Origin of the sequence: uncultured Phenylobacterium sp., from assembly GCF_902826855.1 — a bacterium.
In the GTDB taxonomy this organism is placed as follows: domain Bacteria; phylum Pseudomonadota; class Alphaproteobacteria; order Caulobacterales; family Caulobacteraceae; genus Phenylobacterium.
Map to the genome: position 1 here is coordinate 1 of NZ_CADEGK010000065.1, position 21,883 is coordinate 21,883.

The window sequence follows — 21,883 nt, forward strand, 5'->3', positions numbered from 1 at the left end:
TCGGCGAAACGGCGGCCGAACCGCTGGCGTTACCCGCCGCGCCCTCTGCCGTTCGCTTCGATACTCCGGCGCCGGCCGCGGCACCCCGTCTGATCAAGGCGGGGTTCATCGACAACCCATCCAAGGAGCCGCCCTACCTCCAGCAGGACGTCAAGCGGGCGCCCGAACAGATCTCCAAGGTCCCGGAGCAGAACCAGGTCGTCGCGCCGGCGCCAAAGCCGCGCCCAGGGCCTCGGCCCACGCCACGCCCCCGGACCCCGTCGGCCCCCGATCCGGCGCCGCCGACCGCCGAGACGCCCATCCCGAAGGACACGCCCAGTGCGGCCTATACTTACCGCACCCTCCCGCCGGCGGAGTTGGCGGCGCTGGGGCGGACACTGGCCCCGGGCGCAGCCGCGGGGGATGCTGACGGACGCGGCGCGGCGGCCGCCTGCTCATGGGACGGCGCGGTCTGCATCGCCACCGACGGGATGCGCCTGGGCGCACTCACCACCGACGGCGGACGGCGGTTCTTCCCCGCCAACGCTTTGCGGACGAGCCCGGCTCCGACCGTGGAGAAGATCGCCCCGCGCCGCTATGTGGTCCACGGCCTCCTTGCGCGCGGCGGCCCCGAAGCGTCGATCCTGCTCAGGATTCCACAGGTCGAGGTCGTTCTGAATCCAGCGCCCGGCTCCGCGCTGGGTGGCCAGTTCCAGCGGGTGGGCGGCGATCTCTATCACTCCGGCGCGGACAACCCGTTGCTGGCCCTCTTTTGGTCGAACCCGGCGCTGCGGCGGCAGGTGACCGGCGGCGGCTGTCATGCCTTCCCGGCCGCACCGGGCCAGCCGCTCAGCTCCGGGGATTCGCTTTGCGCCGGCCTGCTCACCGGCGGACGGATGCTGCTGCACCGGCAAGGCGCCGCGGCGCCGGTCGATGGCGAGGCGTGGTCGGTGACGTTGAAGACCGCCGCCGACCTGACCTCGGTCGTCTTCCTCGACGCCGAGCACGGCTATGTTTCCACGGACTGGGTCGGTGAGACCCCACCGCAGCTCTTCGAGACCCGCGATCAGGGACGCTCGTGGAGCCACCTGAAGTACGACGCCCTGCCCGCACCGTGGACCTATCTCACAGGTTCGGTGTTCCTGTTCGCCTTCGTGGGCGCGGCCGGGGGGATGCTGCGGCGGCGCGAGGCGGTGGCGGAGGGAATTGAGGCGGCGGGGGTGTCGGACCTGCCGATCGGGTGGGCCGATCCTGATCCGCTGAAGCTGAAGCCGGTCGCCATGGCCCTGTCGAGGTTCGTGCGCAACAGCCAGACCAAGCCGCCCCTGACCATCGCCATCTCCGGGGTGTGGGGATCGGGCAAGAGCTCGCTGATGAACCTGGTCTACGAAGACCTGCAGGGCCGGCGCGTGCGGCCGGTTTGGTTCAACGCCTGGCACCACCAGAAGGAGGATCATCTTCTGGCGGCGCTGCTGGAGAACGTGCGCAACCAGGCGACGCCGCCGCTGTGGACGGCCTCGGGACTGAACTTCCGCCTGCGGCTGATGCGGCACCGAGGTCGCGAGGTGGCCAATGCGGTCGTGCTGGCGCTGTTGATCGTGGGCGTGGCGGCCCTGCTGGTGATGCTGGGACTGGACAAGCTGGTGGCCGACGCACCGGCCGGTGAGGCCGCCGACGCCGCCGGGATCATGAAGCTGTTGGTGCCGACCCTAGGCCTGCCCACCGGGATCCTGGCCGTCCTGGGGATCGCCGGCTTCCTGGCCAAGCGCATGGGGCTGGCGCCGGCCGCCCTCCTGGCCAGCCTGAAGGGGAACGCCTCGCTCGGCGAACTGTCCGGTCAGCTCAGCTTCCGCCACCGCTTCGCCCGCGAGTTCGAAGACGCCACCCAGGCGCTTCGCGTCGGGGCGGACGCTGGCCTGGTGATCTTCATCGACGATCTGGACCGCTGCGCACCGCCCAACCTGATGGAGATCCTGGAGGCGGTGAACTTCCTGGCCAGCGGTCGCGCGCCGGTGTTCATCTTCCTGGGGATGGACGAGGATCGGGTGGTCAAGGCGGTGGCCACCCAGCCGCCCATCCGTGACGGAAGTCGCGGCGACTGGGGCGACTCCGACCGCATCGCCGCCGAGGAGCAGGCGCGGCTTTACCTGCACAAGCTGATCAACGTGACGGTGCCCGTGCCCGAGGCGACCCTGGAGGGAACACTCGGCCTGGTGGACGGTCAGCCGCCGCCGCCGCAGCCGGTCTGGGGCCCCCGTCTGCTGCGTTGGGCGCGCGCAGCGCCCGATGTGGTTACACCGCTGGCGGTGGCGGCGTTGCTGCTCATCTGGGTGGGGGCGGAAGTCGCCGACGCCAGCGCCCGGCAGATGGCCAAGGCAAGCTCGGAGGCAGCCGCGGCCACCGCTCCCACATCGACGGCGCCAGTCACTCCCGCGGCCAACAGCGCCGCCGCCGGTCCCGTCGTGGCCGATGGTGCAACGCCCGCTCAGGAGGCCACCGGCGAGACGTCGCCGCAGTCGGCCGCGCCCCAGGGCCCGGCGCCCACGCCGGGATGGGTCTGGGCCGTGCTGGCGCTCGGGCCGCTGGTCGTCGGGCTGATCATAGCCGCCCTGTTGCTGGCGCGCCGGGCGGTGGTCGTCGCGTTCGACCAGGAGGAGGACTCCGAGCGGTTTCGCGAGGCGCTGCAGATATGGCACCCGCTGGTGTTCCTGTCCGACAGGACGCCGCGGGGCGTGAAGCGCCACCAGAACCGGCTGCGTCTGAAGGCGATGCGCCTCCGGCCGGTGGAGCCGCCGGACGCGGGAATGGGCCGGCTGTTGGGACCGGCGGGCGAGGCGCCAGCGGAAAAGGTCGTCCCCGACGAGATGCTGGTGGCCCTGGAGGCCCTGCGGCAGGCCGAGCCCGGGTGGCTGGAAGACGCCCTGGCCGGGCGCGCGCCAGGCGAGCATTCCGAAGAGCCCCGGAAGACCCAGGTCGCGAAGACCGCGCTGGCGCAGTTCCGTGAGCGGTTTCCGGACGCCTGGCCGCCCACCCAGGACCAGCTGGAAGCCTTCCGCACGCTCGATCACGCCTTCGGCCGCGAGGCCTGAAAAGACAGCCTGTTGGAGGGGCGTTAACCGATTCGGGCGGATGAACGACGGCCGAACCTCGGAGCGTCCAGTGAAGACCTGCCTCGTCGTCGACGACAGCCGCGTGATCCGCAAGGTCTCCCGCCGGATCCTGGAAGACCTGGGGTTCGAGGTGGCCGAGGCTGGTGACGGAGTCGAGGCGTTGGCGTGGTGCAGCGCGGTGATGCCCGACGTCATCCTGCTGGACTGGCGGATGCCGGCGATGGACGGGATGGCGTTCCTTCGCCGCTTGCGCACCGAGCGGGGCGGCGAGACGCCCAAGGTGATCTTCTGCACCATCGAGAATGAGATCGAGCGCATCCGCGAGGCGCTCGACGCCGGGGCGGACGAATACATCATGAAGCCGTTCGATGGCGGCATCGTCGCCGCCAAGCTCGCCTATCTCGGTATGGCCGCATGATTCCGCCGGCGGACCTGGCTTTCGTCTGCGCGCTCTGCCTGGCGCGAGCGGGTCTGCAGATCGACATCGACAAGAGCTACCTGATCGAGAGCCGGCTGTGGCCGGCGGCGCGGCGCGAGGGTTTCGACTCCCCCGAGAGCTTCATCGAGGCCGTGCGGGCGCGCGGCGACATGCGGATGGGCTGGGGATTGGTCGAGGCCATGTCCTTGCCCGAGTCGGAGTTCTTCCGCGACCGGGAGGTGCTCCTGACCCTGATCGAGGAGGTCCTGCCGCGGCTGGCGCGGGCGCGCGGCAACGAGCCGGTCCGGGTCTGGAGCGCAGCCTGCGGGACCGGCCAGGAGGTCTATTCGCTGGCCATGCTGCTGGCCGAAGCGCCGAACCTATCGGGCCGGGTGGCGCTGTTCGGCTCGGACCTCTCCGAACGCTGCCTGGAGAAGGCGCAGGCGGGGATCTACTCGCAGTTCGAGGTCCAACGGGGCCTGCCGGCGCGCCTGCTGGTCCGGCATTTCGAGACGTTCGGTGAGGGCTTTGTCCTGTCCCCGCGCATCCGACAGTTGGTGCGTTGGCGGCGCGTCAACCTGATGGACGACCTGGGCCGCGACGGCCGCTTCGACCTGGTGCTGTGCCGGGGCGCCCTCGGGCAGCTGGCGCCGGAGGCGAGAGGGCGCGTGCTGAACAGCCTGTCCGGCGCGCTGGCCCCCGGTGGGCGGCTGGTGCTGGGTCTGAAGGACGACCCTGGCGACGCCTTCACGCGCGTCGGCCCGGGCATCTTCGCGGATCACCATGACGCTGTCCGCTCAGCCGCGTAGACGAAACCCGCGTTCGGACGCCGCGCGGGGTCTCTCTGCAAGGGAGTAGCAGGGACCTGCGGTCCTCAACGGCGCGTTCGCGGACATGCGGTCGATGGCGGTCGGACCAACCCGGCGCCGGCGCAACGTCGGGCGGCCAGAATCAAGAACCCCGCGACTTGCGTCGCGGGGTCCCGATGGTTCCAGCCTTGCAGCAGGCGTGACGCCTACGGCTTGGCGTCTTCGGCCGTGTCGGTGACCGCGCCGCCAACGGACTCGACGTCCTTGCCGGCGCCGGAGACGGTGTTGCACGCCGAGACGGCGAGGCTGACGGCCACGACGGCCAGGACAATTATATTGCGCATGGATTAGCTCCGAGAAGGGCCCCGGTGAGTCGGGAATGAAACTTCGCCCTGTGGCAACGCTCTAGGCTGCGGCCTGGTTCCCGGGCTGGACGGCCTCGGCGGCGGGGGTCGGGAAGATCAGCTGCGCGGTGATCCCACCCTTGGCGTTGCGGGTGAGTTGGGCGCGGCCGCGGAGCTGGCGGGCGAAGGCCGTCATCAGGGTGCGGCCGACGCCGGAGGCGGTGAGGGCGTCGTCGCCGGCCTTGCCGTCATCGGAGATCTCCAGCTCGGCTTCCTCGCCGCGGACGGTGAAGTTAAGGCTCAGCACGCCGCCGCGGCCGGCGAAGGCGTGCTTCTGGGCATTGGTGATCGCCTCCACCGCGAACAGCGCCAGGGGCGCGAGGCGGTCAGGGTCGATCACGAGGGGATCGACCTTCAGCTCGGTTCGCACAGCCAGGCCCTGGTGCAGCTCGCCCGAGACGAGCTGGGCGGTGAGCTCCTCGAGGAACGGGCGCAGGTCCACCCGCTTCAGGTCGGGGCCCTGGTAGAGGGCGCGGTAGATGAGGGCCAGCGCGGTGATCCGCTGGCGCGTGTCGCTCATGGCCGAACGGGCGGCGGGATCGCTGAGCGCGCGCTGCTGCATGTTGAGCAGGCTGGAGATGACCTGCAGGTTGTTCTTCACCCGGTGGTGGATCTCACGCATCAGCGCGTCCTTCTGCGCCAGGGAGTCGCGCAGGGAAGCGTCGCGACCGACGATGGCGTCGGCCATGTCCTCCAGGGTCTCGGCCAGCTCGCGGATCTCGGGCGGCATCTGTTCGGCCTGGACCGGACGCACGCTCAGCCGGCCGCGGGCATAAAGCGATGCGATGCGCTGCAGATAGGCGATCCAGCGCACCACCACCCGGTCGGTGACCACCGTCACGGCGGCCAGCGCCAGCAGGAAGGTGAGCAGCGGGAAGACCACCCCGGTGAGCGGGTTCAGCCGCGCCCATGACAGGAGCCCAGGCGACTGGGCGGAGAGCACCACATAGACCTCGTCGCCCACCACCGGCGCGGCGGAATAGACCCGGCGGCGCCCCAGGGCGTCCTTGCCGTACCAGACCAGGGACCCCGCGGCCTCGACCTTGGCCCGCCAGTCGGCCGGCAGGCGGGGGAAGGCGTTGGTGTCGGTGCTGGTGATGTAGCTGCCCGTCTTCTCCACCAGGCCCACCTCGGCGCCCTTGGGCAGGCCCGGGTCGTTGACCCGCGGCTGCAGGCTTGGCAGCGAGATCACCGCGGCGAAGGCGCCGTCGAAGGCGCCAGTGTCATCCACCGCGCGGATCGCAGTCATCACCGCCGGCTCGTCAGCGTAGGCGAGGCCCGGGTCGCGAGTGATGGCGATGTCGCGACCGCCTGCCAGCTGGCTGAACCACGGGCGGCTGGCGCGCTGGGCGTCGGCGGGGACGTCGCCGGCGGCGCAGACCAAACGACCCTGCCGGTCGAAGCGGATGAGGTTCAGGTAGCCTGGCACCCGTGTGGCCACCTGCGCCAGGCGCTGGGCGCACTGGAAGCCGATGGCGCCCGGGGCCAGGGTCTCCAGGAGGACGTTGGCGCCCTCCATGCGGGCCTGCGCCGTGGCGGCGCTGCGCTCGGCGGCGAACCCGAGGGTCTGGCGCAGCTCGCGGCCTTCCCGCTGGAACGCGATCGCCGACTGCAAGCCACCCAATATGAGCACGGGCAGCAGCGCCGCCGCCAGCGCCGCGGTCAAGCGGACGCGGATCGTACTCAGAGAAGCCCGGGGTGAGCGCGCCATCCTAACCCGTCCTTACCGGACGGTGCTTAGACGCTCCGCATCGGCCAGGATAGAACGCATGGCGTCCCCGGCTGATCCGCCATCCCGATCATAGGCGCCGTTCTCGAGGATGGCGTGCAGAGCGCGCCTCGCCCGGCTGACCCGGCTCTTCACCGTGCCGACGGCGCATTCGCAGATCTCGGCAGCCTCCTCGTAGGCAAAGCCGCCGGCTCCCACCAGGATCAGCGCCTCGCGCTGTTCCGGCGGCAGCATGGCCAGGCCCTGGCGCAACTCGTCGAGGGCGACGGGCGCCTCCGGATCGTCGACCGCCACCAGCGTGCGCTCGGCGGCCTCCTGGTCGAGCTGGCTCTGACGCCACGACCGGCGCTTCTCCGAATAGAACTGGTTACGCAGGATCATGAAGGTCCAGGCCTTCATGTTGGTGCCCATCTGGAAGCTGGCGCGCGCGTCCCACGCCTTCATCATGGCGTCCTGCGCCAGGTCGTCGGCCGCGGTCGGATCACCGCAAAGCGTGCGTGCGAAGGCGCGCAGGTGCGGGATGAGCTGCACCAACTCGGTCTTGAAGGCGGCGTCTGCCGCCGGGGTGCGCTCGGCGTGCGAGCGGCCAGGCCTGGGGGTGGGAGCCTCCGGGCTCATTGGCCGCCCTCTTTCCGGGCGTCGGCTTTGCGCAGGATTTCCAGGAACTCGTCGGGCACGTCCTCGTTGACCACGTCGTCGAACATCTGACGCAGGCGCACGCCAATCGCCTGCTGGCGCAGGCGGGCTTCGTCTAGGGCTGCGGTCGCCTTGCGGCGATCCGGTGACTGACGCTGTTCGATCATATCGTCGGCGCCCCGCTCGCGCGAAGGCCGCCCCCTCTTTTGGTCCTTGTGGTCGCTCAACGCGCACGCCCTTGTTCGGGTTCCGACACCAGCCCGAGCAAGATGCGGAAAACGGGTGGTAAAGGGAACCGGTTCCCACCGGTGACGTTTTTAGCCCATGATGGGGCCTGTCGGGGGCATGCTTCCCCTGCGACGGGCTGCCGGGTACGAACTGCAACGGGAGGGGTCACCCTTGAGTCTTCTAGCCCGACTGGCGCCGCATCTTCCTTACGTGCGCCGTTACGCCCGCGCTCTGACGGGTGATCAGACCACCGGGGATCACTACGTGCGCGTCGCGCTGGAGGCCTTGGCCGCCGGTGAACGCTCGCTCGAAGAGTCGATGACGCCGCGGGTGGCGCTCTACCACGTGTTCCATGCGATCTGGTGCAGCTCGGGCGCGCAGCTCGAAACGCCGGTGGACGACGACGGCTACGACGACACCACGCGACGGCTGATGCGGATCGCGCCGCGCTCCCGTCAGGCGTTCCTCCTGACCGCGCTGGAAGGTTTCACGCCGAGCGAGGCCGCCCAGATCCTCGACGCCGACTTCCCCGAGGTCGAGAGCCTGATCGCCGAGGCCCAGGCCGAGATCGACGCCGAACTGGCCACCGATGTGCTCATCATCGAAGATGAGCCGGTGATCGCCGCCGATATCGAGGCGCTGGTGACCGAGCTCGGCCACACCGTGGTGGACATCGCCGCCACGCGCACCGAGGCGGTCGACGCGGTGGCCCGCAAGACGCCCGGTCTCGTGCTGGCGGACATCCAGCTGGCGGACGGGTCGTCGGGTATCGACGCAGTGAAGGACATCCTGGCGCGCTACGACGTTCCGGTGATCTTCATCACCGCCTTCCCCGAGCGCCTGCTGACCGGCGAACGCCCGGAGCCCACCTTCCTGATCACCAAGCCGTTCCAGCCCGAGACGGTGAAAGCCGCGATCGGCCAAGCCCTGTTCTTCCATCCGCGGAAGACGGCCAAGCAGGCCGCCTGACCTAGAGGCTGCGCTCCGGAACGAAGAAGGGCGCCGCTCGGGAGAGCGGCGCCCTTCTTGATTCCGTTGGCCCCGCTCTACGGCGTCTGCGGGGCGGGCGTCGCCGGGCCGGGGGACGTGGGGCTGGGCGCCGGGGCCACAGCCGGGGCGGCGGGTGTGTCGTAGGCTGGACCGATGCCCTGCTGTGCGGCGACAGACCCGGGGGCGGGGTCCGCCTCTCCGCGCCAAGTGTAGGCCAGCAACATGCCGAGGCCGGCCAGCACGGTGCCGAAGACCAGCACCCAGAAGACCTGGCGGCCCCAGCGGCCCTGGCGGGCGCGGGTGGTGTTGAGGACGGGGTGGCCGGACTCGCGCGGCGAGTAGGTCATGAGATTGGGCTCCTAGGAGGGGAAATAGCTGAAAGGACCGGCGCGGGCCGGAGGCTCGATGGGACCGGGCGGGACGGTGAGCACGCCCAGCAATCCACTGACCATCGCCAGGCCGATGACGGCGCCGAGCGCGACCAGTCGACGGCGCATCGCAAGCTGCTGCGCGCTGGGGCTGCGAGCCAGCTTCAATCCGGTCTGAGCTGCGAAAGAACTCTTCATGGAAGACGACCTGTCCCTGGACTGAGCCGTAACGCATGTGGCTAACGCGACGTTCCCGCCGCCGGCGGTAACGCTTGGCAACATGCCGGATTCACTTGCGTTTTGGCCGCGCGCGCAGCAGGGTGAGCGCGAAGTGAGCTCGCGGCGCTGAGGCGGCGTGCGATGGGCCGCGCAAATTTCTCAAAAAAGTTGAAGCGTCCCGGAACGCATCGTGCTCACGCGGGTTCTATGTCTGCGGAGGCGGCGACGCCCCCCCCGACTTGAGGCTGGCGAGCACGCCAGTCTGCCGTCTCCGCACCCCTTTTCTCGATGATGCACACCTGGGCGGGTCCACTGGACCCGCCCTTCCTTTTGGGGGCCGCTCTGCCTCCCAGCGAACGGAGTGGGCGGGGTCAGGTCTTCGGCTTGCTCAGCTTGAGCACCAGGTCGGTCCGGCGGCGCAGGGGCCGGTTCTGGCCCTCGGTGTTCACCGCGCCCGCCTGGCCGACGGCGGTCAGATCGAACTCCGCCGGCGGCAGCTTGGCCCGCAGCAGGGCGTCCGCCACCGAAGCGGCCCGGGCCCTGGACAGTTCGAGGTTCGCGGCGGGGTCGCCGCTGGCGTCTGCGAGGCCCGTGACCTGGACCTTGTCGACCGTGCAGCCCCTGGCGTCGGCGGCCGCCATGGCGATGACACGGCGGCCCTCGCGGGTGAGCTGGGCCCGGTTGGTGTCGAAGTAGACAGGCACGGTGACGTCCTCGCATACCGGCGCCGGGCGCTCCATGCGGGCGCGCATTCCAGTGCTGGAGCAGCCGGCTAGCCCCACGGTCAGAACCAGGCCTGTCATTGTGGCGGTCTTCATCGTCGGCCCCTCCTGGAGACGAGCGAAAAGGGCGGCCGGAGTGCGTCCGGCCGCCCCTTCCGGTTTCGGCGTCAAGTCACGTTTCAGCGCGGCGTGCCGTTCTCCCAGTAGTATCGGCCGGTCCCGCTGTCGTAGTAGTAGTAGCGGCCGGCGCGCTCGTCATAGTACTGGCGGCGGTTGGGGGAGGACGCCCCGCAGCCTCCGTCTTCACGGCAGCCCTTCACGGCGCCGACGGTGCCGCCGACTGCCGCACCGACGGCCGCGCCCGTCCCGACGCCGACGTCGCCGGAGACCGCGCCGATCGCAGCGCCGGCCAGACCGCCGAGAACCGCCCCGCCTGCGGCGTTGCGTTCGACATTGCCCGAACTGGTGCAGCCCGCGGCCAGGATGCCGGCGCCGATCATGGCGATAATTGGCTTTATCATCACTCGTGGCTCTCCTTGGTGGGGTGTCCCCCCGAGCTGTGAAGGCCCGCGGAGAAACTCTTGAGCGCATCCTCTCCGCCGAACCGGGGTTCACTCCGGCGGGATGCGCTCGGGCGGCAGAACGCTTTGTCCAAGGCCCAGTTCCGGCCGGAACCAACGCGAGAGCCTGCCGTTGCACTGGCGCACCCAGAATCGGAGACTTCGCCGTGACCTCTACCAGTGAACGGGAGACAACCGCCCGCCGGGAGGAAGCTGCGGATTTACGCGAGGCCTACGAGCGCGGCCGTCAGGACGCCAAGCAGGCGCGCCGCCGCCACCCGGTGGCTATGACCTTCACGATCATCGCCGCGGTCGTCGGGGTGACCGTCCTCGTGCTCGCCGCCGTGAATGGCTCGTTCAGCGGGGCCGGGACCGTGGTAGACCGCAATCTAGCCACGGCTGCCGTGCAGGCCGAACCCGTGGTCCGCGACGCGGCCAGCCAGGCCAGCCAAGCGGTTCGTGACGTGGCGGCGGGCGATGCTTCGTCCACCAGCAATGGGACCGACGCGGCTGCCCCCTCGAAGTAAGACCGCCGGGACCCGTCCGCGCCTCGCCAGGATCGAGGTCGTCGCCAACGTCGCCGCGGGCGGCGTTGGCCCCGATGCGCCTGACGAGTTGGCGAAGATTTTCGCGGAGTATGGAATCAAGGCGCGCATCAGCACGCCGCAGGTGAAGGAGTTGGCCAAATGCCTTGCCGGCTGCGTGGCGTCCGACCCTGACCTGCTTGTGGTCCTGGCCGGCGACGGCACCGCGCGGGCGGCGGCGGAGCTGTGCGGGCCCAAGGGGCCGATGATCGCCCCGCTGCCGGGCGGAACCATGAACATGCTGCCCCACGCGGTATATGGCGCGCGGCCGTGGCCCGAGGCCTTGCGGCTGGCGCTGGACGAGGGCGAGGAGCGGCTGGTCGGCGGCGGTTGCGTGGAAGGCCACCGCTTCCTCTGCGGCGCGGTGCTCGGGTCCCCGGCCCTCTGGGCCCCGGCGCGCGAGGCGGTGCGGGACGGTGAGTTGCGGCTGGCATGGCGGCGGGGGAAGCGGGCGCTCGACCGCACGTTTACCGGACGCCTGCGCTACTCGATCAATGGCGGCCCGCGGGCCAAGGCCGAAGCGCTGGTGCTGATGTGCCCGGTGGCATCGGCGGCGCTAGACGAAGAGGCTCAGGTCCTGGAAGCGGCCGCGCTGGACGTCCACGGCGCCGGCGAGGTGCTGCGTCTGGGGCTGAACGCGCTGGTGCGCAACTGGCGCGACGACCCCGCCGTCGAAACCCAAACGTGCCGCACCGCCAAGGTGTGGTCGGCCCGTTCGATCCCGGCCCTGCTCGACGGTGAGACCGTGCGCCTGAAGGCGGCCACCGAGATCCGCTACGAGCCGGCAGTCTGCCGCCTGCTGGCCCCGCCGAAGGACGAGACGTGAGCTTCAAGCTGGCGCACCTGTCGGACATCCACTTCGGTGGCGAGAACGTGGGCGCCGTGGCCGCAGCGGGAGACTACATCCGCGCTGGCGGCTTCGACTTGACCGTGGTTTCCGGCGACTTGACCAAGTACGCCGAGGCGCCCGAGTTCGAACTGGCCAAGGCCTGGCTGGACCGGCTGCCCAGCCCAGTGTTCGTCACCCCAGGCAACCACGATGCCCCGTACCTCGCCTGGGCGGAGCGGATCTTCGACCCGTTCCGCCGCTACGAGCGCTATATCGGTCCGGCGGCATTCCAGTGCTGGGTGGGGGCGGGCGGCGCGGTGCGCGGCATCAACACCGCGCGCGGAGCCCAGCCGCGGCTGAACTGGTCAAAAGGGCAGATATCCAAGGCCCGGGCGCGGGCGGCGGCCGACTGGCTGGCTCAGCAGCAGGGCGTGCGGATCGTAGTGGTGCACCATCCGCTGATCGAGATGATCGGCGGGCCCATGACGGCGCGGGTCTGGGGCGGTCCGCGCGCGGCTTCGGAGTTTGCGGCGGCGAAGGTGGATCTGGTGCTGTCGGGCCACATCCACGCGCCGTTCACCTGGGCATACCCGGATGGCGACGGGCTTACCTGGGCAGTGGGGGCCGGCACGCTGTCGGTCCGGGAGCGCGGCGTGCCGCCGGGCTTCAACGTGGTCGAGGTCGAGGACGGCTTCTTCCGCGTGACCGCCCTCGCCTGGACGGGCTCGCACTTCGAGCCCTATCGCACCTGGGCGCTCAATCGGCGACCAGGCGCCAGTGCGTCCTAGAGCGGTCCAGGTCCGACGCCCCGACCGCGCACGAGGTGCATGACCAGCGAGACGACGAACAGGATCAGGAACACCCAGAACAGGATCTTGGCGATACCCATCGCGGCGCCGGCTACCGAGGTGAAACCGAGCACGCCGGCGATCAGAGCGACCACCAGAAAGGTCAAGGCCCAACCGAGCATGTCACAATCTCCGAAGGCAGGCCGGGATGGACCTGCTCAAGAGCAACGCTCTGGGGAGTGCGGTGTTCCGGCCCTACTTGCGGGTCTTGCTGGCGCTGCCGGCCATGAAGGCGCTTACGACGGCCGTAATCACGGCAGGGTTGCGCACCAGCACGGTCACAGCGGCGGCCGCAGCCCCCAGGGCTACCAGCGGGCGTTCCTTGGCGAGCACCATCAGCCGATCGGCGACGGAGGTTTCCTCGGCCTTTGGACCGCGGGGCGTGACCTTTCCGGTGGCCAATACGGCCACGATCAGCGCCACGACGGCGAACACCGCGGCGACCACCGCGGCGGAAGCCGCCTCGGTGAGGTATTCCCTGGCGAAGGCATAGACCGCGAAGGCTGCAGCCACGATCACCACGGCCGCAGCCGCCGCGACGGCGGCCAGCGCGGCGGCCAGGTTGAGGATCCGCTTCAGGCTCAACGCCGCGCGAGGAGCATGCCGATCAGCACGCCGATCCCGAGCGCCGCGCCGGTGGAGGCGAGCGGCCGGGCGCGGATCTGCTCGCTGGCGACGCGTGTCGCCTCGTCCAGTTGCTCGGAGGCCACGTCGGCATAGACGCGGCTCTGAGCGCGGACCTGTTCGATGCCCTGCTGGACGGCGGCCTCGATGCGCTTGGCCGCATCGGCGATCGCCTTCTGGGCGTCGGCGCTGATCTTGGCGGCAGTGTCGTTGGCCACGTCGGCCACGTCTTCAGTCGTCAGTGATCCGGCCTTGGCAGGCATGTGCAATTCTCCGAACGGAATAGCTCCCCCCGCGGGAAGCTTCGCGACAACGCACTGCAACATAGGTCGTTCCAGGCGGGGCCGCAAAGAGGTCGCGTTGCGGCCACGAAAAGAAATGCGCGCTTAGCCAGTCGCCTTGCGGCCAGGTCTTTCCTATGTTCGCCCCCCTATGAGCGACGCAGTGGATCAGGGCGCGGGCCAGAAGAGGCTGGAACTGGCGCTCCAGGCCGCCGGCCTGGGAGAGTTCCAGTGGGACCTCGGCGCCAACACCCTGCTCATCAGCGATCGAATGGCGAGCATCACCGGATTTCCGGCGGGTGAGATGACCGTACAGGTCGGCGAACTGATGGAGGTCCACGCCCACCCCGACGACATCGACGCTCTGCGGGTCTACCGGACGGCTGCTCTGAAGTCGGGAGAGGCGTTCGACACGCGGTTCCGGATCATCCGGCCCACTGACCAGGCAATCATCTGGTTGCGCATGGCGGGGGTGATCGGCCGCGACGCCAAGGGCGAGCCCGAGCGGCTCACCGGCATCGTCGAGGATGTCAGCCGCCACCACCTGGAGGAGGACACGCGCCACCAGCTGATGTCGGAACTCGACCACCGGGTGAAGAACGTGCTGGCCGCCGTCCAGGCGCTGGCCCAGCAGACCGCCAAGCGGACCACCTCGCTGGATTCCTTCCTGCAGACCTTCAGCGGGCGGCTGAAGGCGATGGCCAGCGCGAACGAGCTGTTGACCGCCGCCCGCTGGCGCGGCGCCGCCATCGACCACCTGGCCGCCGCCGAACTGGGCGCCATCGCGCCCGGCCAGACCAGCTGGGAGGGACCCGAGCTGTTCCTGACCCCGCGGGCCGCCAACGCCCTGTCGCTGGCGCTGCACGAGCTCGCGACCAACGCCGTGAAGTTCGGCGCGCTTTCGGTGGACTCCGGGCACGTGAAGCTCACCTGGACGGCCCTGCCGACCGGCGGGTTCGAGGCCGTGTGGAACGAGAGCGGCGGGCCCACAGTCTCGGCGCCGGCGCGGACAGGGTTCGGCACGACGTTGCTGGGCCAGGTGACGGGGCGCGAGCTGAACGGCGACGTCAAGGTGGAGTATAGGCCCGCCGGCGTGCGGGCGAAGTTCACGGCGGGGCCGCAGGCGGTCGCCGAGCGGCCGGACGTCGTCCCCGAGGCCCCGGTCGCTCGCCTGACGGAAACGGTGGCCACTTCGCGCGGACCGGCCAGCCTGAAAGGCGCGCGGGTGCTGATCGTCGAGGACGCTGTCCTGCTGGCGCTCGAGCTGGAGACCGGGCTCTCCGACGCGGGCGCGACGGTGGTCGGCCCGGCCTATGAGCTGGAGGAGGCGTTGGCGCTGCTGGACCAGCCGATCGACGCGGCGGTGCTGGACGCTAACCTCAATGGCCGCTCGGTGACGCCGGTCGCCGAGCTCCTCCAGCAGCGCGGCATCCCCTTCGTCTTCGCCACCGGCTATGGCGAGTCCGCGGGCGCGCCGGGCGGGTTCGACGCCCCGGTGATCCGCAAGCCGTACGACGTCACGCAGGTCGCCGCCGCGGTCGCTGAGTTGCTGGCGGGTCGCTAACCATCCTCAGCGTCCGAACGCCGCGCGGCGAGATCGCGCTGAGACAAGGCGCCACCTCGGAACGTGCGGATTCCTCCGTTATCTCAGCGCGCTAAGAGGGCTCGCGGTCATTCGCGGGGGCCAGACCGGTGGCCAAGGGATCTCGCCCGGTATCCGGCGACCCGGACTTCTGAGCTCGGCCCGCGGCACAGGTCGCGGGCCGTTTCGTTTACGCGGCTAGATAACGCCCGCGCCCCGCAGGGCCTCAAGCCGCTCCGGCGTGCAGCCGCAGCGTTGGGCAAGAACCGCGTCGGTGTGTTCGCCCAGCTTCGGGCCGGGCCAGCGGACCGCGCCCGGGGTGGCGGAGAGCTTGGGGAAGGCATTCTGCATGCGGACCTTGCCGAACACCTCGTGCGGCACCGTCACGAAGGCCTCGCGGGCGGCGAACTGGGGGTCCTCCAGCATGTCGGGGGCGCGGAAGACGCGGGACGCGGGGATGCCCTTGGCCTCCAGGATCGGCAACAGCTCGTCGAGCGCGAAGGTCGCGGTCCAGGCGGCGATGATCTCGTCCAGCTCGTGCTGGTTCACGCCGCGGCTGGCGTGGTCGACGAACTTCGGGTCGGTCTTCAGGTCCGGTCGGCCCATGGCCTCGGTCAGCCGCGCATAGACGTTGTCACCGTTGCCGCCGATCAGGATCATCTCGCCCTTGGCGCAGGGGTACGCATTCGAAGGGGCGATCCCGGGCAGGATCGAGCCCGAGCGTTCGCGCACATAGCCGGTCAGGTCGTACTCGGTGACCAGGTTCTCCATCACCGCCAGGACGCTCTCATAGAGCGCCGCGTCGATCACCTGGCCCATGCCGGTGTTGGCGCGGTGGTGCAGGGCCATGGTGATCCCCATCACCGCGTGCATGGCCGCGAGGCTGTCGCCGATGGAGATGCCGGCCCGCGCCGGGGGCCGGTCGGGCTCGCCGGTGACGTAGCGCAGGCCGCCCATGGCCTCGCCGATCAGGCCGTAGCCGGCCCGCTGCGAATAGGGCCCGGTCTGGCCGAAGCCGGACACCCGCGCCATGATCAGCCGCGGGTTGATGGCGGAAAGCGCCTCGTAGCCCAGGCCCCACTTCTCCATGGCGCCGGGCCGGAAGTTCTCGACCACGACATCGGCCTGGGCGATCAGCTGCTTGGCCAGGGCCTGGCCCTCCGGCTTGCGCAGGTCCAGGCCGACGGATTTCTTGTTGCGACCGATCACCGGCCACCAGGGTGACAGCCCCTTGGGCAGGCTCCGGCCCCACTGCCTCATCGGATCACCCACGCGGGGGTCCTCGACCTTGATCACCTCCGCCCCGAAGTCCCCCAGGATCTGGCCGCAGAACGGGCCGGCGATAAGCGTCCCCATCTCGATGACAACGAGGTCGGAGAGCGGGCCGGGGGCGGGGGGCGTGGTCATGCCTCCGCCATAGCGGGAGTGACGCGGTGGCTCCAAGGGGGTTCTGCGCGGATGGGCTACGGCCGCCTGATACCCCCACAACCGCGTAGATCCGTGGGCGGCTGGCTGCGTGCCGATCGACCCGCTCGGCCTACGCTCAGGCGCGGCGGGCCAAGGGCGCCCCTCAGGCCTCTGGCCGCGTCCAAATCCAACTGCCGGCGATGAGCGCTGCGGCCACGGGGACCAGCGTCCAGGGCAGCGGGACAAGAAAGACCGCGAGCGCGATGCTCACCAGGAAAGTCAGCGTCGCCGCGACCTTGCCCTTGCGTGAAATCGCGCCGCGTTCGCGCCACTGGCGGATGGTCGGCCCAAAGCGCGGGTGTTCAAGCAGCCAGCGTTCGAGCCGAGGGTCGCTGCGCCCGAAGCAGTAGGCCGCCAGGATGATGAACGGGACCGTGGGCAGCAGGGGGAGCACGACGCCGATGGCGCCCAGGACCAGGCTGACCACGCCGGCGGCGAAATGGACTCTCCGAAGCAAGCGCCGCCCCTCGTCTGGCCAGGGTCGCGGCGCCGAGGAGGCGCCGCGCCCGAATGTCCGTCATGAGGGGCGGCGGGGATGTCCGCAAGAGGCGCGCCGGGCGGTGGGAGCTGCGAGCATCGCGATCACCGCGGGGTTCACTTCCGGTGCGCGGCGGCCTAAAGGCGGCGCCATGGCTGAGTACGTGATCGCCCCGCCGTCGCCGCCCGTGGTCCCCGTCGAGGGTGAGCAGGGCGGTTTCCCGGTCCGCCGGATCCTCTGCGTGGGACGCAACTACGCCGCCCACCGCCGCGAGATGGGCGGCGACGACCGCGATCCGCCGTTCTTCTTCGCCAAGCCCGCGGACGCGATCGTCCCGCCGGGCCACGACCCCGCCTACCCGCCCGGCACCGCCAATCTGCACCACGAGATCGAGTTGGTGGTGGCGATCGGCGAGGCGGGGACGGACGTGCCGGTCGACCGCGCGCTGGAGCTGGTGCTGGGCTACGCCGTCGGCGTGGATCTGACCCGACGCGACATCCAGAACGCGGCCCGCGAGAAGGGCCAACCCTGGGACGCCTCAAAGGGTTTCGACGACAGCGCGCCGATCTCGGCAATCCGCCGCTGGAGCGGGCCAGCGCCGCAGGGGCGCATCGCGCTCAGCGTGAATGGCGCGGTGCGGCAGGACGCGGTGGTGGCCGATATGCTCTGGAACGTGGCCGAGATCATCGCCCAGGCCTCGCAGCTCTGGACGCTCAGGCCCGGTGACCTGATCTACACCGGCACACCGGAGGGCGTCGGGCCGCTGGTGCGCGGGGACAGGGTGACGGGGGAGGTGGCGGGCGTGGGCGCGATCGCCTTCACGGTGACCTGATGGCCTGGACGCTGCACTCCGCCTGGCGGGCCGGCGCGCCCTACCGCGTGCGCATCGGACTGGCGTTGAAGGGCGTGGAGTACGAATACGCCGCCATCGATCTTGTGGGCGGGGAGCAGAAGCTGCCGGCGTACCGGGCGGTGAACCCGCAGGGCCTCTCACCGGCGCTGGACTTGGGCGATGGCCATGTGCTGATCCAGAGCCTGGCGATCCTGGAGTGGCTCGAGGAGACCCGGCCCACCCCGCCGATCCTGCCGCGCGCCGCGCTCGACCGCGCCACCGTGCGCGCCATGGCCAACATCGTCGCCTGCGACATCCACCCGCTGAACAACACCCGCGTGGGCCACAAGCTGACCGAGCTCGGGGTTGAGCAGCCCGCGATCACGGACTGGATCCAGGGCTGGATCCGCGACGGGTTCGACGCCCTGGAGCCGATGATCGCCCGGCACGGCGGCCAGTTCGCGTTCGGCGACTCCCCGACTCTGGCCGACTGCTGCCTGGTGCCGCAGGTCTACTCCGCCCGCCGCTTCAAGCTGGACCTGACGCCATGGCCGGTGCTGACCGGCGTGGCCGACCGCGCGGCCCTTCACCCGGCGTTCCTCGCCGCCCATCCCAACCGCCAACCGGACGCCAAGCCCGCATGACCCTCGATGACCTGAAGGCCAACAACCGCGCCTGGGCGGCGCGCAAAGTGGCCGTGGACCCGACGTTCTTCAAGCGCCTGGAGGGCCAGCAGGCGCCGGAGTACCTGTGGATCGGCTGCTCGGACAGCCGCGTGCCGGCCAACGAGATCGTCGACCTGGATCCGGGCGAGCTGTTCGTGCACCGCAACGTCGCCAACCTGGCCCCGCCGCAGGACGCCAACTACCTGTCGGTGCTGCAGTTCGCGGTGGACGTGATCAAGGTGAAGCACATCCTGGTGGTCGGTCACTACGGCTGCGGCGGCGTGGCCGCGGCGGTGGACGGCCAGCGGCGCGGGCTGGTGGACCACTGGCTGCACCCGATCCGCGAAGTCCATCACGAACATCGCCACGAGCTGGAGGCCCTGCCCGACGAGAAGGCGCGCTGGGACCGGCTGGTGGAGCTGAACGTCATCCGCCAGGTGAAGAACGTGGCGTCCGACGTGTTCATCCAGGAAGCCTGGAAGCGGGGCCAGCCGCTGTGCGTGCACGGCTGGGTCTACACCCTGGGCACGGGACTGGTGACGGACCTGGGCATCAGCGTGGCCGGGCCCGAGGACCTGGCGGAGTTCGTGGACTAGCCGGCCGTCACCCGCACGCGGGCCTGGGCCTTGCGACCCTCTGCATCCACGACCATCACCTTGTAGAACCCCGGGCTCCCGGGCCGCCAGATTACCCGGCCGCTGACGGGTTCGGGGCTGAGGGGCGCGCCGTCGACGTACCAGGCCAGCGCGTCGCCGCCCGCCGCCAGCGACAGGCCGCGGGCGGCGGGGCCGAAGCCCTCGACCTGCACCGTCGAGCCGTCTGGCGGGAAGATCAGCTGCGGACCGCGGTCGTCGGGAACGAGCTGGCGAAGCGCCGGCGGGGCCGAGCGCGGGGCGATGGGCCGGGGCGCGGCGCTGGAGGTCGAGAGCAGGTCGGCCACATCGAACAGCAGCGGCAGCGCCGCATCGCGGCCGGTTACGCCGCCGCGGGCCCCTCCGTCGGGTCGCCCGGTCCAGACCACGATGACGTAGCCCCCGACCACCCCGGCCGCCAGCGCGTCGCGGAAGCCGTAGGACGTGCCGGTCTTGAAAGCCATGACCGGGCGGTCGCGGAGCAGGGCGGCGGGGCTGGCCCCGGCGGGCGGCGGTGTCTCGCGCAGGATGTCCATGACCTGGGCGGCGGCCTCCGGGCGCACGAGGCGGTGGCCAGCGCCATGCCGGCGCTGCGCGGCCTCGCCTTCCGTCCACGCCAGGGGCTTGGCGACACCGCCGTCGCCCAGCGCCGCATAGAGCACGCTGAGATCGCGCAGGGTCACGCCGACCCCGCCCAGCGCCAGCGCCAGGCCCGGCGCGCGGGTCTCCGCCCTTGGCCGCGCCAGGATCACGCCGGCGGCGGTGAGCCGCGCCTCGAACGCCTCGGGGCCGACGTGGGCGAGGGTGGCGACGGCCGGGACGTTGAGCGACTGGGCCAGGGCCTCGCGGGCGGTGACCTTGCCGTGGAAGACGCGGTCGAAGTTCTCCGGCTGGTAGTCCGCGAAGCGGGTGGGCGCGTCGTCGATCTGGGTATCCGGGGCGGCGACGCCGTCCTCGAACGCGAAGGCGTAGATGAAGGGCTTCAGCGTCGAGCCGGGCGAACGGCGCACCCGGGTCATGTCGATCCAGCCGCCCTGCCCTTGGAGACCGGAGGAGCCGACCGCACCGCGCACGGCGCGGCCCTCGATCTCCACCACGAGGATCGCCGCCGTCGTCCCCCCGCCCTCGGCCTTGGCGGCGCCGATGGACAGCGCCTCCAGCCGGGCCTGCAGCGGGGCGTCGAGGGTGGAAACGACGGTCGGCGTCGCGGACGGTGCGGCCTGGGCGAGCTGGCCGGCGGCGTGCCAGGCGCGGGCAGGGAAGGCGGCGCGGCCGGGGAGCGGCTCGGCGGCGGCCTCCTGCGCCGTCGCAGCGTCGAGGTGGTTGGTCCGGACCAGGCGGGCGAGCACCTGCCGACGCGCGGTTCGGGCGGCGGCGGCGCGGCGGTCGGGGCGGCGTGCTTCAGGGGCCTGCGGCAGGGCGATCAGCAGCGCCTGTTCGGCGTCGGTCAAGCTCTCCGGCTCATGGCCGAAGTAGGAGAGGCTGGCGGCGCGCACGCCCTCGAGGTTGCCGCCGTAGGGGGCCAGCGTGAGGTAGAGCGCCAGGATCTCGCGCTTGGAGAACCGGGCCTCCAACTGCAGCGCGCGGAGCACCTCGATAGCCTTGGATCCGAGCGTGCGCGGGCGCGGCTCCAGCAGGCGCGCGGTCTGCATGGTCAGCGTCGAGGCGCCGGAGGTGGCGCGGCCGGTGGCGATCGCCGAGCCGACGGCGCGGGCCAGGGCGGCGGGGTCGACGCCGGGGTGGATCCAGAAGCGCGCGTCCTCCATGGCGATGACACGCTCGATGAACCGCGGATCGGTGCGCGCCAGGTCCGCCCGCAGCCGCCAGCGGCCGTCCTCGACCGGCAGCGCACGCAGCCAGGCCCCGTGACGGTCTAGCACCACCGGCGAGGCGGACCGTGCGCGGGTGAGGTTGGGGGGGAAGGCGCTGTCGAGGGCGAACACTACGGTCTGAGCGGCCATGAGGGCGAGGAGCGCGAGGGTGAGCCTGCGGGCGTTCCTCGCCGCCGTCATCCCACGGTCGCCCGTCAGGGCGATCCGGGGGACCCAAGCTGAGGTCAGAATGGCGGGGAGTCGGCTTGGGTCCCCCGGATCAGCCTGCGGCTGACCGTGGGATGACGAGTTGGGGGGCGCCGACCGGCCCACTCACGATCCCGGCGCTATGCCGACCCGCCTCGCGGCCGTCCGGGCCGTGACGGTGGGCCGGTACATGTCGCGGGCTTCGGCGCCCGGTAGCAGGAAGTCTCCAGGGGTGACGGCGCGGGCGATGTAGGCGAAGGCGAAGTCGGCGGCGCCCGGCAGGTCCGTGGCGGCGATGAACCGGTCGTCGCGGGCTTCGCGCGCGTCGGCGGCGGTGAGCTTGCCGAGGAAGCGGAAGGGGCCGTTCTCCGTATCGTCGTTGGACAGCACGGTCTCGATCTCGAAGCCGGCGGGCAGGGCGTCATCGACCACCAGCGCCAGGCTGCGGCCCTGGAGGGACTTGCCGCTGACCCGCACGATCACCCGGTCGCCCTGGCGCAGGGCGGCGGGATCGACCGCCTCGCCGCGCATGCCGAGCACCTGCTTGCCGAGGGTGAGGCCGCTGGCCGCCGGCGGCGGGGCCGACACCGGGGCCCCGGTGACCGTGACCGTGCGCCAGAGCGCGCCAGTTCCGGCGTTGGCGAAGCGGGCGGCCGCCACCTTGGTCACCGACCAGCGCGGCGCGCCGCCGGCGCCGGGCAGCGGGGTGACACCGGTCGCCTGGATGCTGACCGGGCCAGAGGCGCGCATCATGAAGAAGGCCGCCTGCAGCAGGCGAGCCTGTTCCTGGGTGTTGAGGCTGTCGGGATCGCGGACGGCGTTTTCGAGGCGGGACTGCAGGGATCGCGCCGTGGCCGTTTCCCCGGACTCC

25 protein-coding genes and 1 pseudogene are annotated in these 21,883 nt (G+C 71.0%); 11 read left to right on the plus strand and 15 right to left on the minus strand.

What is annotated here, in order from left to right:
• The 3 genes from QZV94_RS10810 to QZV94_RS10820 all read left to right on the plus strand — a co-directional run.
• Positions 1–3,068 (plus strand): P-loop NTPase fold protein (locus tag QZV94_RS10810; RefSeq protein ID WP_293677865.1); only part of this gene is annotated, 3,068 nt, incomplete at its 5' end.
• A gap of 70 nt (positions 3,069–3,138) precedes the next feature.
• Complete coding sequence (locus QZV94_RS10815) at positions 3,139–3,507, plus strand: PleD family two-component system response regulator (protein WP_293677866.1); 369 nt, start codon at positions 3,139–3,141, stop codon at positions 3,505–3,507.
• Positions 3,504–4,316 carry a protein-glutamate O-methyltransferase CheR gene (locus tag QZV94_RS10820; protein WP_293677867.1) on the plus strand — a complete coding sequence of 271 codons (813 nt, stop codon included), beginning with the start codon at positions 3,504–3,506 and terminating at the stop codon, positions 4,314–4,316. Before QZV94_RS10815 ends, QZV94_RS10820 begins: the two co-directional genes overlap by 4 nt.
• Positions 4,317–4,522: 206 nt before the next feature.
• On the opposite strand, the gene QZV94_RS10825 is transcribed toward QZV94_RS10820, so the two are convergent.
• From QZV94_RS10825 to QZV94_RS10840, 4 genes are all read right to left on the minus strand, one after another.
• Entirely contained in the window at positions 4,523–4,660 is a 138-nt protein-coding gene (locus tag QZV94_RS10825; protein WP_293677868.1) for an entericidin A/B family lipoprotein, read from the minus strand.
• A gap of 61 nt (positions 4,661–4,721) precedes the next feature.
• Positions 4,722–6,431, minus strand: coding sequence for a sensor histidine kinase (locus tag QZV94_RS10830; protein ID WP_293677869.1), 1,710 nt, complete (start codon positions 6,429–6,431; stop codon positions 4,722–4,724).
• Between the two features lie 12 nt (positions 6,432–6,443).
• Complete coding sequence (locus QZV94_RS10835) at positions 6,444–7,067, minus strand: sigma-70 family RNA polymerase sigma factor (protein WP_293677870.1); 624 nt, start codon at positions 7,065–7,067, stop codon at positions 6,444–6,446.
• Positions 7,064–7,252, minus strand: a complete 189-nt coding sequence (locus QZV94_RS10840; protein ID WP_293677893.1) for a NepR family anti-sigma factor — start codon at positions 7,250–7,252, stop codon at positions 7,064–7,066. Before QZV94_RS10840 ends, QZV94_RS10835 begins: the two co-directional genes overlap by 4 nt.
• Before the next feature lie 232 nt (positions 7,253–7,484).
• On the opposite strand from QZV94_RS10840, the gene QZV94_RS10845 reads away from it, so the two are divergent.
• On the plus strand, positions 7,485–8,282 hold the full coding sequence (locus tag QZV94_RS10845; RefSeq protein ID WP_293677871.1) for a response regulator: 798 nt from the start codon (positions 7,485–7,487) through the stop codon (positions 8,280–8,282).
• A gap of 77 nt (positions 8,283–8,359) precedes the next feature.
• Here QZV94_RS10845 and QZV94_RS10850 read toward each other — a convergent pair whose 3' ends face one another.
• From QZV94_RS10850 to QZV94_RS10865, 4 genes are all read right to left on the minus strand, one after another.
• Positions 8,360–8,650: a hypothetical protein gene (locus tag QZV94_RS10850; protein ID WP_293677873.1), complete on the minus strand. Its 291-nt coding sequence runs from the start codon at positions 8,648–8,650 to the stop codon at positions 8,360–8,362.
• A gap of 12 nt (positions 8,651–8,662) precedes the next feature.
• Positions 8,663–8,869, minus strand: a complete 207-nt coding sequence (locus QZV94_RS10855) for a hypothetical protein (protein ID WP_293677874.1) — start codon at positions 8,867–8,869, stop codon at positions 8,663–8,665.
• Between the two features lie 392 nt (positions 8,870–9,261).
• Positions 9,262–9,708, minus strand: coding sequence for an OmpA family protein (locus QZV94_RS10860; RefSeq protein ID WP_293677876.1), 447 nt, complete (start codon positions 9,706–9,708; stop codon positions 9,262–9,264).
• A gap of 83 nt (positions 9,709–9,791) precedes the next feature.
• Positions 9,792–10,133, minus strand: coding sequence for a YMGG-like glycine zipper-containing protein (locus QZV94_RS10865; RefSeq protein ID WP_293677877.1), 342 nt, complete (start codon positions 10,131–10,133; stop codon positions 9,792–9,794).
• 206 nt (positions 10,134–10,339) lie between these two features.
• On the opposite strand from QZV94_RS10865, the gene QZV94_RS10870 reads away from it, so the two are divergent.
• Genes QZV94_RS10870 through QZV94_RS10880 form a run of 3 tightly spaced genes read left to right on the plus strand, consistent with a single transcriptional unit; the run spans position 10,340 to position 12,373 of the window.
• A complete protein-coding gene (locus QZV94_RS10870) occupies positions 10,340–10,699 on the plus strand; it encodes a hypothetical protein (RefSeq protein WP_293677878.1) in 360 nt (119 codons plus the stop codon).
• Positions 10,668–11,582 (plus strand): diacylglycerol kinase family protein, encoded by a 915-nt coding sequence (locus tag QZV94_RS10875; RefSeq protein WP_293677879.1) that lies wholly within the window; start codon positions 10,668–10,670, stop codon positions 11,580–11,582. The genes QZV94_RS10870 and QZV94_RS10875 overlap by 32 nt, the downstream gene beginning before the upstream one ends.
• Positions 11,579–12,373, plus strand: a complete 795-nt coding sequence (locus QZV94_RS10880) for a metallophosphoesterase (RefSeq protein ID WP_293677880.1) — start codon at positions 11,579–11,581, stop codon at positions 12,371–12,373. Before QZV94_RS10875 ends, QZV94_RS10880 begins: the two co-directional genes overlap by 4 nt.
• Here the strand turns inward: QZV94_RS10880 and QZV94_RS10885 are convergent.
• The 3 genes from QZV94_RS10885 to QZV94_RS10895 all read right to left on the minus strand — a co-directional run bounded on the left by QZV94_RS10885 (position 12,370) and on the right by QZV94_RS10895 (position 13,320).
• A complete protein-coding gene (locus QZV94_RS10885; protein WP_293677881.1) occupies positions 12,370–12,555 on the minus strand; it encodes a DUF1328 domain-containing protein in 186 nt (61 codons plus the stop codon). The two genes, QZV94_RS10880 and QZV94_RS10885, sit on opposite strands and share 4 nt — an antisense overlap.
• 73 nt (positions 12,556–12,628) lie before the next feature.
• Positions 12,629–13,018: a hypothetical protein gene (locus QZV94_RS10890; protein WP_293677882.1), complete on the minus strand. Its 390-nt coding sequence runs from the start codon at positions 13,016–13,018 to the stop codon at positions 12,629–12,631.
• Complete coding sequence (locus QZV94_RS10895; RefSeq protein WP_293677883.1) at positions 13,015–13,320, minus strand: hypothetical protein; 306 nt, start codon at positions 13,318–13,320, stop codon at positions 13,015–13,017. The genes QZV94_RS10890 and QZV94_RS10895 overlap by 4 nt, the downstream gene beginning before the upstream one ends.
• A gap of 169 nt (positions 13,321–13,489) precedes the next feature.
• Here QZV94_RS10895 and QZV94_RS10900 point away from each other — a divergent pair, with 169 nt between their 5' ends.
• On the plus strand, positions 13,490–14,902 hold the full coding sequence (locus QZV94_RS10900) for an HWE histidine kinase domain-containing protein (RefSeq protein ID WP_293677884.1): 1,413 nt from the start codon (positions 13,490–13,492) through the stop codon (positions 14,900–14,902).
• A gap of 216 nt (positions 14,903–15,118) precedes the next feature.
• Here QZV94_RS10900 and QZV94_RS10905 read toward each other — a convergent pair whose 3' ends face one another.
• On the minus strand, positions 15,119–16,327 hold the full coding sequence (locus QZV94_RS10905; protein WP_293677886.1) for a CaiB/BaiF CoA-transferase family protein: 1,209 nt from the start codon (positions 16,325–16,327) through the stop codon (positions 15,119–15,121).
• Positions 16,328–16,490: 163 nt separating this feature from the next.
• Positions 16,491–16,844 carry a YbaN family protein gene (locus QZV94_RS10910; RefSeq protein WP_293677887.1) on the minus strand — a complete coding sequence of 118 codons (354 nt, stop codon included), beginning with the start codon at positions 16,842–16,844 and terminating at the stop codon, positions 16,491–16,493.
• Positions 16,845–17,016: 172 nt separating this feature from the next.
• Between QZV94_RS10910 and QZV94_RS10915 the strand changes: the two genes are divergently transcribed.
• The 3 genes from QZV94_RS10915 to QZV94_RS10925 are packed head-to-tail and all read left to right on the plus strand — an operon-like array spanning position 17,017 to position 18,958.
• Entirely contained in the window at positions 17,017–17,697 is a 681-nt protein-coding gene (locus QZV94_RS10915; protein WP_293677888.1) for a fumarylacetoacetate hydrolase family protein, read from the plus strand.
• Positions 17,697–18,341, plus strand: a complete 645-nt coding sequence (maiA, locus tag QZV94_RS10920; protein ID WP_293677889.1) for a maleylacetoacetate isomerase — start codon at positions 17,697–17,699, stop codon at positions 18,339–18,341. The genes QZV94_RS10915 and maiA overlap by 1 nt, the downstream gene beginning before the upstream one ends.
• Positions 18,338–18,958, plus strand: a complete 621-nt coding sequence (locus QZV94_RS10925) for a carbonic anhydrase (protein WP_293677890.1) — start codon at positions 18,338–18,340, stop codon at positions 18,956–18,958. Before maiA ends, QZV94_RS10925 begins: the two co-directional genes overlap by 4 nt.
• On the opposite strand, the gene pbpC is transcribed toward QZV94_RS10925, so the two are convergent.
• The gene (gene pbpC / locus QZV94_RS10930) at positions 18,955–21,006 is read right to left on the minus strand and encodes a penicillin-binding protein 1C (RefSeq protein WP_293677892.1); all 2,052 of its coding nucleotides are present in this window, start codon (positions 21,004–21,006) and stop codon (positions 18,955–18,957) included. The two genes, QZV94_RS10925 and pbpC, sit on opposite strands and share 4 nt — an antisense overlap.
• Positions 21,007–21,138: 132 nt before the next feature.
• Positions 21,139–21,883, minus strand: a pseudogene (locus tag QZV94_RS10935) (alpha-2-macroglobulin family protein); the annotation flags it as partial.